11 protein-coding genes, 1 pseudogene and 1 riboswitch are annotated in these 17,516 nt (G+C 68.5%); of the genes and pseudogenes, 9 read left to right on the top strand and 3 right to left on the bottom strand.

Features of this window, described 5'->3' with window-relative positions; all coding sequences use genetic code 11:
• The first annotated feature begins 40 nt into the window (after nt 1–40).
• Together glpD and BLU62_RS14360 are read left to right on the top strand one after the other, a co-directional pair.
• Nucleotides 41–1,783, top strand: a complete 1,743-nt coding sequence (gene glpD / locus BLU62_RS14365) for a glycerol-3-phosphate dehydrogenase (protein ID WP_074850175.1) — start codon at nt 41–43, stop codon at nt 1,781–1,783.
• Between the two features lie 67 nt (nt 1,784–1,850).
• Nucleotides 1,851–2,273 carry a pyridoxamine 5'-phosphate oxidase family protein gene (locus tag BLU62_RS14360; protein WP_074852908.1) on the top strand — a complete coding sequence of 141 codons (423 nt, stop codon included), beginning with the start codon at nt 1,851–1,853 and terminating at the stop codon, nt 2,271–2,273.
• 79 nt (nt 2,274–2,352) lie between these two features.
• Here the strand turns inward: BLU62_RS14360 and BLU62_RS14355 are convergent, their stop codons facing one another.
• Nucleotides 2,353–3,144, bottom strand: a complete 792-nt coding sequence (locus BLU62_RS14355; protein WP_074850174.1) for a DNA-formamidopyrimidine glycosylase family protein — start codon at nt 3,142–3,144, stop codon at nt 2,353–2,355.
• Entirely contained in the window at nt 3,137–7,771 is a 4,635-nt protein-coding gene (locus BLU62_RS14350; RefSeq protein ID WP_074850173.1) for an ATP-dependent helicase, read from the bottom strand. Before BLU62_RS14350 ends, BLU62_RS14355 begins: the two co-directional genes overlap by 8 nt.
• A gap of 14 nt (nt 7,772–7,785) precedes the next feature.
• Nucleotides 7,786–7,958, top strand: a riboswitch (cobalamin riboswitch).
• Between the two features lie 39 nt (nt 7,959–7,997).
• Here BLU62_RS14350 and BLU62_RS14345 point away from each other — a divergent pair.
• From BLU62_RS14345 to BLU62_RS14315, 7 genes and pseudogenes are all read left to right on the top strand, one after another.
• Nucleotides 7,998–8,231 carry a CbtB domain-containing protein gene (locus BLU62_RS14345; RefSeq protein WP_074850172.1) on the top strand — a complete coding sequence of 78 codons (234 nt, stop codon included), beginning with the start codon at nt 7,998–8,000 and terminating at the stop codon, nt 8,229–8,231.
• Nucleotides 8,232–8,280: 49 nt separating this feature from the next.
• A complete protein-coding gene (locus BLU62_RS14340) occupies nt 8,281–9,105 on the top strand; it encodes a CbtA family protein (RefSeq protein ID WP_074850171.1) in 825 nt (274 codons plus the stop codon).
• Between the two features lie 14 nt (nt 9,106–9,119).
• Entirely contained in the window at nt 9,120–9,605 is a 486-nt protein-coding gene (locus BLU62_RS14335; protein WP_074850170.1) for a histidine phosphatase family protein, read from the top strand.
• Nucleotides 9,606–9,719: 114 nt separating this feature from the next.
• Nucleotides 9,720–10,946, top strand: coding sequence for an acyl-CoA dehydrogenase family protein (locus BLU62_RS14330; protein WP_074852907.1), 1,227 nt, complete (start codon nt 9,720–9,722; stop codon nt 10,944–10,946).
• A 197-nt stretch (nt 10,947–11,143) separates the two neighbouring features.
• The gene (ppk2, locus tag BLU62_RS14325) at nt 11,144–11,983 is read left to right on the top strand and encodes a polyphosphate kinase 2 (RefSeq protein WP_074850169.1); all 840 of its coding nucleotides are present in this window, start codon (nt 11,144–11,146) and stop codon (nt 11,981–11,983) included.
• 1 nt (nt 11,984) lies between these two features.
• Nucleotides 11,985–14,482: pseudogene (locus BLU62_RS14320) on the top strand (cation-translocating P-type ATPase).
• Nucleotides 14,479–16,206: a SulP family inorganic anion transporter gene (locus BLU62_RS14315; protein WP_074850168.1), complete on the top strand. Its 1,728-nt coding sequence runs from the start codon at nt 14,479–14,481 to the stop codon at nt 16,204–16,206. Before BLU62_RS14320 ends, BLU62_RS14315 begins: the two are co-directional and overlap by 4 nt.
• Here the strand turns inward: BLU62_RS14315 and BLU62_RS14310 are convergent.
• Nucleotides 16,165–17,514: a diacylglycerol/lipid kinase family protein gene (locus tag BLU62_RS14310; protein ID WP_074850167.1), complete on the bottom strand. Its 1,350-nt coding sequence runs from the start codon at nt 17,512–17,514 to the stop codon at nt 16,165–16,167. The two genes, BLU62_RS14315 and BLU62_RS14310, sit on opposite strands and share 42 nt — an antisense overlap.
• Nucleotides 17,515–17,516 lie beyond the last annotated feature (2 nt).

Genomic DNA, 17,516 nt, shown 5'->3' with positions numbered 1-17,516 from the left:
ACGCTGTGGTGAGGGCCGAGATCAATTAGGCTCGGCAAACATGAACACCGAGTTCAACCCGGACCGTCCGGCGGACATGGGGCCGCTCTACCGCGCCGAGGCGTGGCGCCGGCTCGGTGAGGAGCAATTCGACGTCGTGGTGATCGGCGGCGGCGTCGTGGGTGTCGGCGCCGCACTCGACGCGGCGACCCGCGGCCTGCGGGTGGCGCTGGTCGAGGCCCGCGACATCGCCTCGGGAACGTCGAGTCGGTCGTCGAAGATGTTCCACGGCGGGCTCCGATACCTGGAACAGCTCGAATTCGGGCTCGTCCGTGAGGCTCTGAAAGAACGTGAGCTCTCCCTGCGGTTGCTGGCCCCGCACCTGGTGAAGCCGCTGCCGTTCCTCTATCCGCTCACGCAGCGGGTCTGGGAACGCCCCTACGTCGCCGCGGGTATCTTCCTCTACGACCGCATGGGCGGCGCCAAATCGGTGCCCGGCCAGCGACATGTGACCCGTTCGGGTGCGCTGCGGGTGGCCCCGGCGCTCAAGCGCAACTCGCTCATCGGCGGGATCTGCTACTACGACACGGTTGTCGACGACGCGCGGCACAGCCTCACGGTGGCCCGCACCGCGGCCAACTACGGCGCGGTCATCCGCACCTCGACCCAGGTGATCGGTTTCCTGCGCGAATCCGATCGCGTCCTCGGAGTCCGGGTGCGGGACACCGAGAACGGCGACGTCACCGAGGTGCGTGCCCACTGCGTCATCAACGCGGCGGGGGTGTGGACCGACGAGGTGCAGGCATTGTCCAAGCAGCGCGGGCACTTCAAGGTGCGTGCGTCGAAGGGTGTGCACATCGTGGTGCCGCGCGACCGGATCGTCAGCGAGACCGCGATCATCCTGCGCACCGCCAATTCGGTGCTGTTCGTGATCCCGTGGGAGACGCACTGGATCATCGGGACCACCGACACCGACTGGAACCTCGACCTCGCGCATCCGGCCGCGACACGCGCCGACATCGACTACATCCTGGAACGCGTCAACGAGGTGCTGGTCACCAAGCTGAACCACGAGGACATCGAAGGTGTGTACGCGGGGCTGCGGCCGCTGCTGGCGGGTGAGGACGACGAGACGTCGAAGCTCTCCCGTGAGCACGCCGTCGCCACGGTGGCCCCGGGTCTGGTGTCGATCGCGGGCGGCAAGTACACCACGTACCGGGTGATGGCCGCCGACGCCGTCGACGCCTGCAATGACTTCATCCCCACCCGCGTGGCGCCGTCGATCACCGAGCGGGTGCCGCTCCTGGGCGCGGACGGGTACTTCGCGCTGATCAACCAGTGCGAGCATCTCGGACAGCGGTACGGGCTGCACCCTTATCGGATTCGACGACTCCTGAACCGCTACGGCTCACTGATCGACGACGTGCTCTACCACGCATCCGAGGACAAGTCGCTGCTCGCGCCGCTGGCTGCCGCGCCGCAGTATCTCCGCGTCGAGGTGGTCTACGCGGCGGTCGACGAGGCCGCGCTGCATCTCGAGGACGTGCTGGCCCGGCGTACTCGCATCGCGATCGAGTACTCGCACCGTGGCGTCGACTGCGCCGACGAGGTCGCCGACCTGCTCGCCCCGCTCCTCGGCTGGACCACCGAACAGCGCGACTTCGAGGTGGCGACCTACATCGCGCGGGTCGAGGCCGAGGTGGCCTCGCAGCAGCAGCCCGACGACGATTCCGCCGATGCGCTGCGTGCGGCCGCACCGGAGGCGCGTTCGGAGATCCTGGAGCCGGTGCCCGTCCCCGAGTGAGGGACGTTGTCCCCTGTCGCCGATCCTTCTCGGAGAGGATGATCGAGTGGGGGAGAAGGGACTGATCATGACGGAATTGCCGGTTCAGATACTCGCTCCGGAAGAGGCCTGGGAGTTGCTCGGTTCCGGGGAACTGGGACGGATAGCGTTGAGCGTCAACAACACTCCCGACATCTTTCCCGTCAACTATCACGCTGCGAACGGGAAGGTCACCTTGCGTACGGGTGAGGGGACCAAACTCTCCGAACTGGTGGTGAACAACCGGGTGGCGTTCGAGTCCGACGCCCACACCGACACCGGTGGCTGGAGTGTGGTGGCCAAGGGCACGGCACGGATCCTGTCCTCGCTGAGCGAGATCGAGGCCGCGGACCAGTTGCCGCTGCGTCCGTGGATCGCGACGGTCAAGTACAACTACGTGGAGATCGTGGTCGACGAGATCACCGCGCGTCGCTTCGAGTTCGGGCCGGAACCCGAGCGTTACCCCGTCTGAGCTCCGTAAACCCACCCTTTTTCGGCAAATCCGGCACCCACGTGGGTGGTGGAAATGCCGAAAAAGGGTGGGTGTGCGGTCAGGTCTGGCAGCGCGGGCACCAGTAGACGGACCGGTCGCCACCCGTCGACGCGAGTTCACCGCGTTTGACGATCGTCGCGCAGCGACGGCACAACTGGCCGTTGCGGCCGTACACCCACATGCGTGCGTTGGGTGAGGTGTTGCCGGTGGTGGTCCGCGCCGAGCGCATCCGGTTGGCCCACAGCAGTCGACGGCTGAGGTCGACCACCGGCCCGAGTTCCACCTCGCCGACCGGGCGGGTCGGGAGAACGGCACGCAGATAACAGATCTCGCTGCGGAAGACGTTGCCGACGCCGGCCATCAGCCGCTGGTCGAGCAGAGCCGCGCCGATGGTCTGCTCGGGGTCCGCGCCGAGTCGGCGGATCGCCTCGTCACGATCGAAGTCGTCGGCGAGCAGGTCCGGGCCCAGGTAGGCGAGCGCGGCATCGGGATCGGCGAGGAGTTCGAGGACGCCGAGATCGAATCCGACGGCTTCGTGGTCGTCGGTGCGCAGGACCGCGCGTGCCTGGTAGGCGGGGCGCCGCCACTTCTGGCCCCGGCGATGCACATGCCACACTCCCTCCATCTTCAGATGGGAATGGATGCTGACCGCGTCGCCGGCGCCGGGTTCGCTCTCGCCGACGTCGATGAGCAGGTGCTTTCCTCTCGATCGAACGCCGACGACGGTCCGGCCGGACAGGTCGGAGGTCGCGAGTGACGGGATGCGGAACTGCGTCGAGATGAGCGTCCGTCCCTCGAGTCCCAGGCGCAACCGGGCGGCCGCGGCGTAGACGGTGTCGCCTTCAGGCATGGGTTCCGTACCGGAGGCGGATGCCGCGGGGCGTGGTGGCGAAACCGGCCTCGACGAGGACCTTCCCGAAGTCGGTGCTGCGCACCGGTTCCGAGTCGATCTGGTCGATGGTCAGCCGGGAGACGCGTCCCGCGCGGACCAGGGCCACGAGTGCGCCGGCGGCCGATTCGAGGGCTGGGATCGAGTCGGTGAACGTCAGCAGTGTCTTGCCGCCGCGCTCGACGAAACACACGAGTTCGCCGTCGACGAGAACCACCAGGGCGCCCGGTTTGCGGCCGGGCCGGTGTCCGGCGTCGGCGTCGCGGGACCTCGGCCACTCCAGCGCCGCGCCGAACGGATTCGCCGGGTCGGTGGCGGCCAGGATGGTGGCCTCGCGCGGGGGTTTGCGGTCGGGTAGGGCATGACGCCGCAACTCGTCGACGGTGGCCGGGGACGCGAACTGCGCGCCCCCGAGTCCGTCGACGTAGTAGCCGCGGCGTACCTGGCCGTTGTCCTCGAAGACGGTGAGCGCCTTGTACACCCGGGCGAACCCGCCGGTGACCTCCTCGGCCATGACACTGCCGCGGGTGATGACGCCGTACCGGGTGAGCAGCTGGTCGCACAGCGCCTGCGTGGCGATCGTCGGGTCGATGTCGGGACGGTCCAGCGCGAACCAGCGTCCACTCGCGGTCGGCGAGACCGGCGGTCCGGCGGCGTGTTCGGTCAGATAGCGTGCGGAGAGGCGGCCGGCGCGAAGCCGCGGTGCCCGGCCCCGGGCCCGGTGCGCAGGCGCCGAGCGCGGCGTCGACGGGCTGCGCCGGGGGTGGAGCAATGCGCGGACCGGGGCGAACGTGTCATTGCTGACCTGCCCTGCCCAGACGAGATCCCACAGGGCGCTCTCGACGTCCGCGGCGGGGGTCGCGGTGCCCGTGCTGATGTCGCCGGCGATCTGCGGGAACCGCAGCGCACCACCCGGTTCGAGGGCGGTGGCGATCGCGTCGTGCACAGCGGTGGTGTCGATCGCGTCGGGGGCGGACATGGTGAAAGCGGCGACGTCGGCGGGATGCAGGGCGATCCAGCCGTCGGCGTTGCCGATGCGGCCGTGCCCAGACCACACCACCTCGCCGCTGCTCAGCAACTCGTCGAGCATCGACGGTGCGTAGTCGGCGACGCGGGCGGGCAGGATCAGCGACTCCCAGGCCGACGCCGGCAGCGGATACCCGGCGAGCTGGTCGATGACCGTCGCCACCCCGTCCAGGCCGCGCAACCGCGTCCCGGGCGACCCGTGTTGCCATTCGACGAGGAAACGGGTGAGCACCTCGGTACCGACCGGCGCGACCTCGGCGCGGCTCGCGGCGAGCGACCCGCGCCGGATCTGGCCGAGCACATCGGTGTGGCACCACTGGGTGGTCGGCGTCGTCCCCTGAGCCGGATCGGCCGGTCCGGTCTCGGGGAGGAAATCGCCTTCGACGACGCGCCGCTCCGCGGCGAGGCGGGCCAGGGTGTCGCGCACGACCGCCGTCGCGATTCCCAGCGACGCCGCCGCGTCGACGACGGTGAACGGGCCGTGGGTGCGGGCGTAGCGTCCGATGAGGTCGCCGACCGGGTCGGGTACCGGCTCGAGGTAGGCGGCCGGAATACCCAGCGGCGCCGGAACTCCCAGTGCGTCGCGCAGCCGGGCGGTGTCGTCGATCGATGCCCACAGCGCGCGCCGGTTGTGGTTGACCGAGATGATCTGTCCGCTGCGGTGCAGGTCGGCCAGAACGTCGCCGACGGGCGCTTCGCCCCGATACCTCGCCTCGACCTCCTCGGTGGTCAGCGGTCCGAGCCAGCGGAGCAGGTCGACGACGTCCTCGGCGTCGCGCGCCTGACGGTCCGGGGAGAGGCGCTGCAGGCGCGCGATGACCTCGGCGATGACCCCGGGATCGAGCAGCTCACGCAGGTCGACGCGGCCCAGCAGCTGCGCCAGCAGGCTGGTGTCGAGTGACAGTGCCGCCGCGCGACGTTCGGCGAGGGGTGCGTCGTCGGCGTACATGAAGGCGCCCACGTACCCGAACAGCAGCGACGCCGCGAACGGGGACGGACTCGGCGTCTCGGTCTCCACGACGCGTATCCGACGCGATCGGATACGAGTGAGCAGATCGAGCAGTGCGGGGAGGTCGTACACGTCCTGCAGGCATTCCCGTACCGCTTCGAGGACGATCGGGAAGTCCGGGAACTTGGATGCGACGGAGAGCAATTGGGCACTGCGCTGCCGCTGCTGCCAGAGCGGTGCGCGCCGACCGGGATCACGGCGGGGCAGAAGCAGTGCGCGGGCGGCGCATTCGCGGAACCGGGAGGCGAACATCGACGAGTCGGCGAGACCGTCGGTGACGAACTGTTCGACCTCGTCCGGATCGAGGAGGAACACGTCGGCGCCCGGAGGTGCGTCGTCGGTGTCGGGGAGGCGGAGGATGATGCCGTCGTCGGATGCGGTGGTCGCGCCCTCGATGCCCAGCGTCGCGAGGAGTTTCTGCGAGATGGCGCTCGCCCACGGCGCGTGGACACGCAATCCGTACGGGGAGTGCAGGATGACACGCCAGTCGCCGAGTTCGTCGCGGAACCGTTCGACGACGAGTGTCCGGTCGGTGGGGACGTGTCCCGTCGCCTCGCGTTGTTCGGCGATGAGGGTGGCGAGGTTGGTGCGCGCGTTCTCGGTCAGACCGAGGCGTTCGGCGTGGGCGTCGAGCTTGCCGGGATCGGCGATGGCGCCGGTGAACGCACCGATCGCGGCACCGAGTTCGGCGGGCCGGCCGATCGCGTCGCCGATCCAGAACGGCAACCGGCCGGGCTGGCCGAAGGCCGGTGAGACGAGGACGCGGTCGTGGGTGATGTCCTCGATCCGCCAGCTGGTCGCGCCGAGTGCGAACACGTCTCCGACCCGGGACTCGTAGACCATCTCCTCGTCGAGTTCGCCCACCCGCGTGGACTTCTCGCCCACCATGAACACACCGAACAAGCCACGATCGGGGATCGATCCACCCGATGTCACGGCAAGCCGTTGTGCGCCGCGGCGTCCCGTGATCACCCCCGCGTCGCGGTCCCAGTTGACCCGGGGACGGAGTTCGGCGAACTCGTCGGAGGGGAACCGGCCGGCGATGAGATCGAGTGTCGCGTCGAAGACGCCGCGTCCGAGATCTCGATACGGAGCCGCGCGGCGGACCACCTCGTACCAGTGGTCGACCTCGAGATCGTCGACGGCGGCAGCGGCGATCGTCTGTTGGGCGAGGATGTCGAGGGGATTCTGGGGAACCTTGATCTCCTCGATCGCGCCGTCGAGCATGCGGCCGACGGTGACCGTGCAGTGCAGCAGGTCGGTGCGGTGTTTGGGGTAGAGGATGCCCTGGCTGATCTCGCCGACCTGGTGGCCCGCACGGCCGATGCGCTGCAGGCCGCTGGCGACCGACGGCGGCGCCTCCACCTGGATGACGAGATCGACCGCGCCCATGTCGATGCCGAGCTCCAGCGAGCTGGTCGCGACCACGCAGGCGAGCCGTCCGGCTTTGAGGTCGTCCTCGATCTGGGCGCGGTGCTCCTTGCTGACCGAACCGTGGTGCGCCCGCGCGAGAAGCGCCTCGGCGCCGGAACTCGCCCCGCTGCCCATCACGAACGCGGGTGCCCCGCCCGCGACCTTCGGATTGGCGGCCGGTTCGGCGGTCACGCCCTGCCGCTCGGCGTGGATCTCGTTGAGCCGGGCGGTGAGCTTCTCGGCGAGGCGTCGTGAGTTGGCGAACACGATCGTCGCCCGGTTGGCCTCGATCTGGTCGACGATCGACGCCTCGACGTACGGCCACAGCGATCCGGCCGTGGGGGAGAAGGCGTCGTCGAGTTCGGACGGGTCGGCGCCGTCGGGACCGGCCGCGGGCGGGATGTTGGCCATGTCCTCGACCGGCACGTCGACGCGGAGGTCGAAGGTCTTGTCGGCCTTGGGTTTGACCACCTGGCACGGCGCCGACCCGGAGAGGAATCCGGCCACCACCTCGGGTGGCCGCACGGTCGCCGACAGGCCGATTCGCTGGGCGGGTTTCTCGAGCAACTCGTCGAGGCGTTCGAGGGTCAGCGCCAGGTGGGTGCCGCGTTTGGTCGAGGCGACCGCGTGGACCTCGTCGACGATGATCGCCTCGACGTTCGTGAGGCTCTCCCGTGCCGCGGAGGTCAGCATGAGGTACAGCGACTCCGGGGTGGTGATCAGGATGTCGGGCGGGGTCTTGACCAGTGCGCGACGATCGGCGGCCGAGGTGTCGCCGGACCGGACGCCGACCGTGATGTTCGGTTCGGGCAGGTCGAGTTCCTGCGCGGCGCGGGTGATGCCGGTCAGCGGCGCCCGCAGGTTGCGCTCCACGTCGACGGCCAGCGCCTTGAGCGGGGAGATGTAGACGACCTTCGTGCCCGGTCGGCGGGTGGCGGCGTCGGCGGCGAGCCGGTCGAGGGCCCACAGGAAGGCCGCGAGCGTCTTGCCGGAACCCGTCGGGGCGATGACCAGTGTGTTCGCCCCGTCGGCGATGGAGGTCCAGGCGCCCTTCTGCGCTGCGGTCGGCTTGGTGAACGCCCCGGTGAACCATCGCCGGGTGGGGGCGGTGAAGCGATCGAGTACCGAGGGGCGGGGCATCTCTCCACTATGTCGCACATGTGTGACAGGCCGGGGTATACAGTCGACACACGCCTGTACGGGGAATCCGGTGAGAATCCGGAACGGTCGCGCCACTGTGAACGACGACGCCGGACGCGGTCGAGGATTTCGACGGTGCCTGGGGAAGACGTGAGTCAGGATGCCGTGCCGGCGAGCAACTGATCCACATACTCACCGACGCGAGATCGGCGAAAGGACAAATCCCATGACGTCTCCCCGTACGACCGAAGCGGTCAAGTCACCCACCCGTGCGATCGCGGTACCGGACCTCTCGGTCGCGAGCGCGGCGCTCTGGCTGAGCCTCACCGTGCTGCTGGCCGGGCTCGCCTACTACTTCCTCGGCTACGACCAGGGCGTCGTCTCCGTCTTCGGCGCGGACACGCACGTGCACGAGTTCGTGCACGACGCCCGCCACTTCCTCGGCTTCCCCTGCCACTGAGTCGGCTGAGCAACCACCAGACACTCACCGATCCAGGGGACAAGTTCACATGGAGAAGAAATTCATCGGCGCAGGTCTGCTCTCGGGCCTGATCGCCGGCATCGTCTCGTTCGTCTTCGCGCGCTTCTACCTCGAACCCGTGGTGGCGAAGGCCGTCGACTACGAGGGCGAACGGTCGGAAGCCGAGGAGACGCTGGCGCACGCCGCCGGCGGCCATTCCCACGGTGACGGCGGCGAGGTCTTCACCCGCGCCATGCAGGAGAACCTCGGCGCCGGCGTCGGCAACGTGGTGTTCGCGCTGTGCATGGGCGCGTTCTTCGCGGTCGCCTTCACCGTGCTGTGGAGCTATCTCGGCAATCGGTATCCGGCCACCGACGCCCGTGCGGTCGCCGCGGTGCTCGGGGCCATCGGATTCGTCGCGGTCTTCGGCGTGCCGTTCTTCGCCTACCCGGCCAATCCGCCGGCGGTGGGGGACGACGACACGATCGGGGATCGGACCGGCGCATTCCTGACCATCACGATCGCCTCGGTTGTCCTGGCGATCGCAGCGGTCGTGCTCGCGCTGTGGCTTCGCCCGCGGATCGGCGGGCTGGTGTCGGCGGTCGTCGGCGGCGCGGCCTACCTCGTCGGGGTCGGGATCACCATCGCGCTGCTGCCGTCCTTCCACGAGGTGCCCGAGCCGGTGCGCAACGACGCCGGCCAGATCGTGTTCCCGGGATTCCCGGCCGATGTGGTCGGCGACTTCCGCGTGTACACGATCGTCAACCAGGTGATTCTCTGGACGGTCCTGACCGTCGTTTTCGCCCTGATCCTCGGCGCGATGGCCCGCTCGAAGAACTCCACGGCTCGCGCGGCCGGCGCCACCCAGGGCTGACCCGACGTCGGACAATGCAGGTCATCACCGCCGGGCGCACCGGTCCCAACCGATCGGTGCGCTTCGGCGGTGATGCGCCTCTGGACGATCGAGGCCGGCGCGACATCGAAGCGCTCGCCGGGTCGGTCGCCGGACCGGTCGCGGTCTGCGGGCCGGAGGCCGCGACAGTCGAGAGCGCCCGGCTCCTGGTCGAGGAGCCCGTCGTCGACGACGCCCTCAGGACATTGGACGTCGGCTCCTGGGCGGGACTGACTCCCGAGGAGATCGACCCCCGCGATCTGGCGGCGTTCTTCACCGATCCGGCGTCCCGGCCCCATGGTGGCGAGAGCGTCGAGGAGTTCGTGCGCCGTGCCCACGACTGGCGCGACTCCACGAACACCGCGGGTGCGTCGATCGTCGTCGCGATGCCCGTCGCGCAGGCGCTTCTGTGTGACCACCCGGCAGGCTACTTCCGGGTCGAGGTCCGGCCGGCCACCTCTTACTCCTGGTCCCGGCACTGAAGAAACAAAAACGAGTGGACGTACCTAGACATCGCCAGTGACTCCTGACACAGTTGAGTCGGCAAAACTGAAACGTGTTCGCCCCCGGGCGGGCACTGGTCTGGGAGAGTGACGATGTTCGAGTGGTCCGAAGAAGATCTGATGGTGCGGGACGCGCTGCGCGCGTTCATCGACAAGGAGATCCGGCCACATCTCGACGAGCTCGAGTCCGGCGTGCTGCCCCCGTACGACATCACCCGCAAGCTGCTGTCGACCTTCGGGGTCGACGCGATGGCCAAGGATGCGCTGGAGAAGGAACTCGCCGCAGAAGCCAACGGGGAGAAGAAGAAATCCTCCGGCGAGGGCGGCGGCATGGGCGGCTCGATGTTCATGATGGTCAACATCGAGCTGGCGGGTGTGTGCCTGGGGCTCGTCGCCTCGCTGGGTGTGAGCATGGGCCTGACCGCCTCGACGATCCGCGGCAAGGGCACCCTCGCCCAGAAGAAGCGCTGGCTGCCGGAGCTCGTCACGATGGAGAAGGTCGGCGCCTGGGCGATCACCGAACCCGATTCGGGCTCCGACGCCCTCGGTGGCATGAAGACGACGGTCCGCCGGGACGGTGACGACTACATCCTCAACGGACAGAAGACGTTCATCACCAACGGTCCGTACGCCGACACCATCGTCGTGTTCGCGAAACTCGACGACGGAAGCGGGACGCCCATGCGTGACCGCAAGGTGCTGTCCTTCGTCCTCGACAAGGGGATGCCGGGACTCGTCCAGGGCAAACCGTTCAAGAAGATGGGCATGATGAGCTCGCCGACCGGTGAGCTGTTCTTCGACAACGTCCGGGTCGGCAAGGACCGCCTGCTCGGCGAGACCGAGGACACCGGTGAGGATTCCCGCGGTTCCGAGGGGGCCAAGGCCGGGTTCACCGCGGAACGCGTGGGCATCGCAGCGCTGTCGCTGGGCATCATCAACGAGGCGCAGCGCCTGTCGATCGATTACGCCAAGACACGCAAGCTGTGGGGCCAGGAGATCGCCCAGTTCCAGCTCATCCAGCTCAAGCTCGCCGAGATGGAGATCGCCCGGATCAACGTGCAGAACATGCTCTTCAGCGCGATCGAACGCAGCAAGGCGGGTAAGCCGCTGAGCCTGTCGGAGGCATCGGCGATGAAGCTCTACTCGTCGAAGGCCGCGACCGACGTCGCGATGGAGGCCGTGCAGTTGTTCGGCGGCAACGGCTACATGGCCGAGTACCGGGTCGAGCAGCTCGCGCGAGACGCCAAGTCGCTCATGATCTACGCGGGCAGCAACGAGATCCAGGTGACCCACGTCGCCAAGGGGCTGCTGCGCGGCTGACCCCACGCGGACTCCGACGACGGCCCGGGCAGAACTCTGCCCGGGCCGTTTCCGTCTGTGAATGGCGGAATCGACACGATCTGAGCCCGGTTCGAGCATTCGGATGTGAGCGTGTTCCCGGCGGTCGACAATACGACAGGACTGGCCCCGGCCCTCGCCGAAAGGGGTGGCGTCGACCGATGATCGCGAGGTGAACGATGGGTGGCAAAAAGCATCGGGGAAAGAAGTCCGGCGGCCACGAGCGTGAGGCCGTCGCCCCCATGTCGGACAAGGCGTACCGGAAGGCACTCAAGCCGCTTCATGCCGAACTGGTGGCGATGCAGCAATGGGTCACGTCGTCGGGGGCCAAGGTCTGTGTGGTCTTCGAGGGGCGGGACACCGCAGGCAAGGGCGGGGTCATCAAGGCGATCACGGCGCGTGTGAGCCCGCGGGTGTTCCGGGTGGTCGCGCTGCCCGCCCCGTCCGACCGGGAGAGATCGCAGATGTATCTCCAGCGGTACGTACCCCATCTGCCGGCGGCCGGGGAGATCGTCATCTTCGACCGGAGCTGGTACAACCGTGCCGGAATAGAACGTGTCCTCGGGTTCTGTACCGAGGAGCAGACCCGCCAGTTCCTGCAGCAGACGCCGACCGTGGAACGGGCGATGGTCGATTCGGGGATCATCCTCCTGAAGTACTGGCTCGAGGTCAGTCAGGAGCAGCAGGCGCTGCGTCTCCAGAGTCGCATCGACGATCCGCGCAAGACCTGGAAACTCTCGAAGACCGATCTCGAATCCTACAGTCGCTGGTACGACTTCTCGCGAGCCCGCGACGAGATGTTCCGATACACCGACACCGGTTGGGCACCTTGGTATGTCGTCTCCAACAACGACAAGAAGCGCGGTCGGCTCAACGTGATCAGCCACCTGCTGAGCCAGGTGCCCTACGAACCGCTCGAACGTCCCGCCGTCACGTTGCCGAAACGACAGAAGCCGCACGGATATCGACAGCCGGACCAGGCGTTGCACTGGATTCCCACGCCCTTCCAGGAGTTGTGAGATGGCCGCCGTCGGCCCCGTGCCTCCGCCTGCGCAGGGCGGCAACGATGCCGACGAGACGGCGTGGCACTGCCTGGACGCCGACGCCGTCATCGCGGCACTGTGTTCCGACCGCCGGCAGGGGCTGGCTCCCGCGGAGGTCGACTCGCGGCGGAAACACCATGGCGACAACGAGATCGCCGCCGAGCCCGCACCGTCGCCGTGGGCGATCGCGCTGGTGCAGCTGAAAGACCCGATGAACCTCATGCTGGTTGCCGTGGTGATCATCAGCCTGGTGATCGCGGAGATCTCCACCGCACTCGTGGTGGCGGTCCTGGTGGTCGTCAACGTCGTGCTCGGGACGCGGCAGGAGCTGAAGGCGCGGGCGAGCGTGGATGCGCTTGCGCGGATACAGGTTCCGAAGGCCCGCGTGGTGCGCGGTGGCGTCCTGCAGGAGGTGCCTGCGGCGCAACTGGTCCCGGGCGACATCGTCGAACTCGAGGCCGGTGACCTGGTCCCGGCGGACGGACGGCTGCTGCAGTCGGCCACCCTCGAGACCCAGGAGGCTGCGCTGACGGGGGAGAGTGCGCCGGTACCCAAGAGTCCCGACGTACTCGCCGACGCGTCCGTCGCGCTCGGCGACCGCACCGACATGGCGTTCCAGAACACCTCGGTCACCCGTGGAACCGCGACGATCGTGGTGACCGAGACCGGTATGCGGACGCAGATGGGCCGGATCGCGTCGTTGCTCTCCGCGATTCCGCCGCGCAGATCCCCGCTCCAGCGCGAACTCGACTCGCTGACCCGCCTGCTCGGTGTGATCGCGTGGGTCGCCGTGGCGATCATCGTCGTCATCGGGCTCCTGCGTGGCCAGGATGCGGCGACCGTGATGCTGCTGGGCATCTCGATGGGCGTCTCGGCGATTCCCACGGGCATGCCCACCTTCGTGCAGGCGATGCTGGCCTTCGGGGCGCGGCAACTCGCCGAGGCCAGGGCGGTCGTCAAGAACCTCACCGACGTCGAGACGCTCGGTGCGACGAGCCTGATCAACTCGGACAAGACCGGCACCCTGACGATGAACCAGATGACGGTGCGGTCGTTGTACTTTCACGGCCGGTGGTTCGCGGTCGAGGGGGAGGGATACCGCAAGACCGGGGCCATCACGCAGGCCGCCGGCGAGGAGGTCCCCGACTTCACGCTGCTGGCGTACGGTATGTGTCTCGACAGCGACGCCGTCGTCTCCGACGACGGTGCGGTGGTCGGGGACCCCACGGAGGCGGCGCTGATCGTGCTCGCCGCCAAGATGGGCGTCGACGCACCACTGACGAGACGGACCTATCCGCGGGTGGCCGAGGTCCCGTTCGACTCGTCGTACAAGTTCATGGCGACCTATCACCACCTCCCGGTGGACGGCGCCACGCATTTCGTCGAGATGGTCAAGGGCGGACCGGATGTGCTTCTCGCACGGTGTCGCTCGGCCTATCGGCCGGGGCGACGGGAGGTCCCGCTCGACGAGGCCCGGGCGCGATCAGCGGTGCGGACCTCGCCGGTATGACCGACGACGAACTCGTCCGGAGACTCCCGCGGCTGCACGTCTTCGGTCGCGTCACCCCGGCCGACAAACTGCGCCTCGCCGACGTCATGCAGCGCGGCGGCGCGATCGTCGCGATGACCGGCGACGCGGTCAACGACGCCGCCGCCCTCAAGAAGGCCGACATCGGCGTCGCGATGGGGTCGGGGAGCGAGGTGACCAAACAGGCGGGAAAGCTCATCCTGACCGACGACAACTTCGGCACGCTGATCACCGCGATCCGCCTGGGCCGCAGCGTGTATGACAGGATCCTCGCCTACATCCGCTATCAGATGTCCAAGCTGTTCTCGCTGGTCCTGCTGTTCCTGGTCGCGAGCATCTTCGACATCAACGACGGTGTCGCGCTGTCGCCGCTGATGGTGGTGTTCCAACACTTCTTCATCACGTTGTTCCCGGTCATCGTGATCATGCAGGACCCGTCGCCTCCGGGGCTCATGGACAAGCCACCGCGTGATCCGACGCAGCCCATCGCCAACCGGAAGGCGTTCGTCCAGTGGTTCGCCTACGGGGTTCTCCAGTTCGCGGTGACGCTGGCGGCGATGCTCCTCGCCCCGGGGTCGATGAGTCCCACCGAACCGAACGTGCCGATGACGACCGCCTTCGTCGTCCTCTCGCTCGGTTCGATCCTGGCCGGTCTGACGATGCGCCGTGATCCGGAATCCGGCTTGTCACCGCCGATCCTGGGTGCGTTGAAGATCTTGTCGATCCCCCTCGTGGTCACCGTTCTGTCCGTCGAACTCGGCTTCATGCAGGAGCTCCTGCAGACCACATCGCTGACCGGTGGGCAGTGGCTGGCGTGCCTCGGGTGGTCGCTGATCATCCCGGTGGTCGTGGAGGGCGAGGAGGCGATCCGCCGACGGAGGCGCGACGCGCGGGCGCCCGGGGTGGCAGCGAGGATCGCCGTCGCACCGCGGCGCGCACGCACATGAGCGGCGGCAGGTCGGGGCTCTGGCGCCTTCCTGGTCTGGCCACGGCACGCGGGTACGAGCGCGACTGGCTCCGCGCCGACATCACCGCGGGCCTGGTGCTCACCGCGCTGCTCATCCCCGCGGGTATGGGTTACGCCGAGGCGGCCGGGCTACCCGCGTATGCGGGTCTGTGGGCGACGATCGTGCCGCTGCTCGCGTACGCCGTCGTCGGCCCCTCGAAGATCCTGGTGCTCGGCCCCGATTCGTCGCTCGCGCCACTGATCGCGGCCGCGGTGCTGCCGCTGGCCGCGGTCGGTGATCCCGAGGATGCTCTCGCGCTCGCCGGGATCCTCGCCGTTCTGGTCGGCGCGATCCTCGTCCTGGGCGGGTACCTCCGGCTCGGGTTCGTCACCGAACTCCTGTCCAAGCCACTGAGGCTCGGTTACCTCAACGCGATCGCGGTGATCGTCGTCATCGGGCAGTTGCCGAAGCTGCTCGGCTTCTCCGTCGACGCCTCGGGACTGTTCGAGGAGATCGGTGAGATCGTCACCTCGATCGCGCACGGTGACGTCGACGGGGTCGCCGCCGCGATGGGGATCGTGTGCCTCCTGGTGATCGTCGCGTTCCGGCGATGGCTCCCGAGGATTCCGGGGGTCCTCGTCGCCGTGGTCGGTTCGATCGTGGTGACGGCGGTGCTCGGGCTCGACGACGACATCGGCATGGTCGGCGCCCTGCCGGAGGGGCTGCCCCTTCCGCAGTACGGCGGGATCGAGTGGGGCGAGGTGCTGTCGCTTCTCGGACCGGCCGCGGGCATCGCGCTCATCGCCTTCGCCGACTCCGGCGTGCTGTCGCGGACCTTCGCCGCCCGGCACGGCGAGGATGTCGACGGCAGCACGGAGATGAAAGCGATCGGCACGGCCAACATCGCCGGCGGACTGTTCGGCGGATTCCCCATCTCCGCAAGCGGTTCACGTACGCCGGTCGCCGAACAGGCCGGCGCCCGCACACAGCTCGCCGGCGTGGTCGGGGCGGTCGCGGTGCTGGTGTTCGTCCTGGTGGCTCCCGGCGTCACCGCCTATCTACCCGACGCCACGCTGGCGGCGGTCGTGATCGTGGCGGCGACGGCGCTGCTCGACATTCCCGGGATGATCCGGATGTGGCGACTGAGCACGCTCGAATTCGGTCTGGCGGTAGCGGCTTTCTTCGGTGTCGCGCTCGTCGGTGTGCTCGAGGGCATCCTGGTCGCGATCGGACTGTCCTTCGTCGCGGTGGTCGCACGCGCCTGGCAGCCGTATCGAACGGAGCTCGTGGAGCTGGCGGGCACCGGCTTTCACGATGTCGCCCGGCATCCGGAGGGTCACCGGATTCCCGGGCTCGTGCTCATCCGCTTCGACGCGCCGCTGTTCTTCGCCAACGGCAAGATCTTCGCCGAACACGTCCGGAAGGTGCTGGCGCGCAGCGAGACCCCGGTCGACTGGGTCGTCGTCGCCGCGGAGCCCATCACCGGTCTCGACACCACCGCCGTCGACGAACTCGTCGACCTCGACCGGTCACTCGAATCATCCTCGGTGCGTTTGGTGTTCGCGGAACTCAAGGGGCCGATCAAGGACAAGATCATCAGGTTCGGTGTCGGCGACCGGTTCGACGAATCCCGGTTCTTCCCCACGGTCGAGTCGGCCGTCGCGGCGTATCGGAGTCTCGGCTCAGCCCCCGACTCGGCGCCCGACCGGTCCGGGCCGGAGTAGATTCCACAGGCGGATCCAGTCCAGCTGTGGTGGTGCGACGCGGATCTCCGGGCGTTCGCGGGGAACGCGCACGCGCAGTGCCGCCGGGGTGATGGTGCAGCGCACCGGCGTCGGGAGTCGCACCGACTCGCCGTCGACGCCGACCGGGATCTCCGCGACATCGGCGTCGACGACGACCTCGGTCGTGGTGCGCTGAACGAGTCCTTGTCCGTGGCCGCTTCGAAGCAGCCCCACCGCCTGCGCGGTGTCGGCGACGGACACGGTGACGACCCCGAGCAGCCCGGAGTCGATACGGGTGCGACGTCCCAGACCGGCCACGTCGTTGGTGGCATAGGGTCCGTTGCTCACGAGGATCGCCTGCGGTCCGGTCACGGTGTCGTCGCCGACGCGGGCGCTCAGACGGGTTCCGGCTCCGCTGCCGAGGAGGTCGGGCAGCATCCGCAGCACGGTCCGGGTCTTGTCGTCCCGATACTGAGGACTCTGCACGACTTCGGCGTAGACACCGAACGAGGCGTTGTTGACGAACGGGCGCCCGTTGATCCAGCCGAGGTCGACGTACACCTCGACCCCGTCGTACAGGGCGTCCAGGCAGCGTGCGGGATCCTTCCGGTCCAGCCCGAGGTCGAGTGCGAAGTGGTTACGTGTGCCGGCGCTGATCACGAGGAACGGCACGTGGTACTCGGCGGCGACCGCCGCGACCAGCGCCTGTGTGCCGTCGCCGCCCGCCACGCCCAACAGGTCGGCTCCCCGGCGGACCGCATCCCTCGCCAACTCGGTGACGTCGAGATGTTCGGGCCCGCTCAGCAGTGCGACCTCGGCGCCGAGTGCCTCGGCCCGGCGTTGCAGGTCGAAGCGGACGACCTTGCCGCCGCCCGAGCGCGGATTCATCACCAGGAAGGGATGGAGCACCGGCGGGGCCGGATGCTCCGGCATGAGCGACTGGGCCGGAGTCGGTCGCAACGCTCGTCGCGCGCAGGCGATCGCGACGACGACCAGCGCGGCGGACACGATCACGACCCAGAGCTGGCCTTCGCGGATCAGGTAGATCGCCACGAACGGGATCGGCAGGACGACGACGACAGCGGCCAGTGCGCGGACCGCGCCGCGGCTGATCAGGAACCAGTAGGCCGCCACGACGATGACGACCGCGCAGATCACGCAGACCAGCAGGAGCGTGAGGAGTGCCCGCAGTCCCGATACCGCGATCGGCAGGATGATCGCGACGATCACGGCCGCGAGCGCGGCGCGGGCCCACCATCGTCGGGACACGGGACGCTCGTCGACGGGCGTCGCCGTTTCCACGTTCATGT

The organism is Gordonia westfalica, assembly GCF_900105725.1.
In the GTDB taxonomy this organism is placed as follows: domain Bacteria; phylum Actinomycetota; class Actinomycetes; order Mycobacteriales; family Mycobacteriaceae; genus Gordonia; species Gordonia westfalica.
This window is presented reverse-complemented; position numbering and strand designations above follow the sequence as displayed.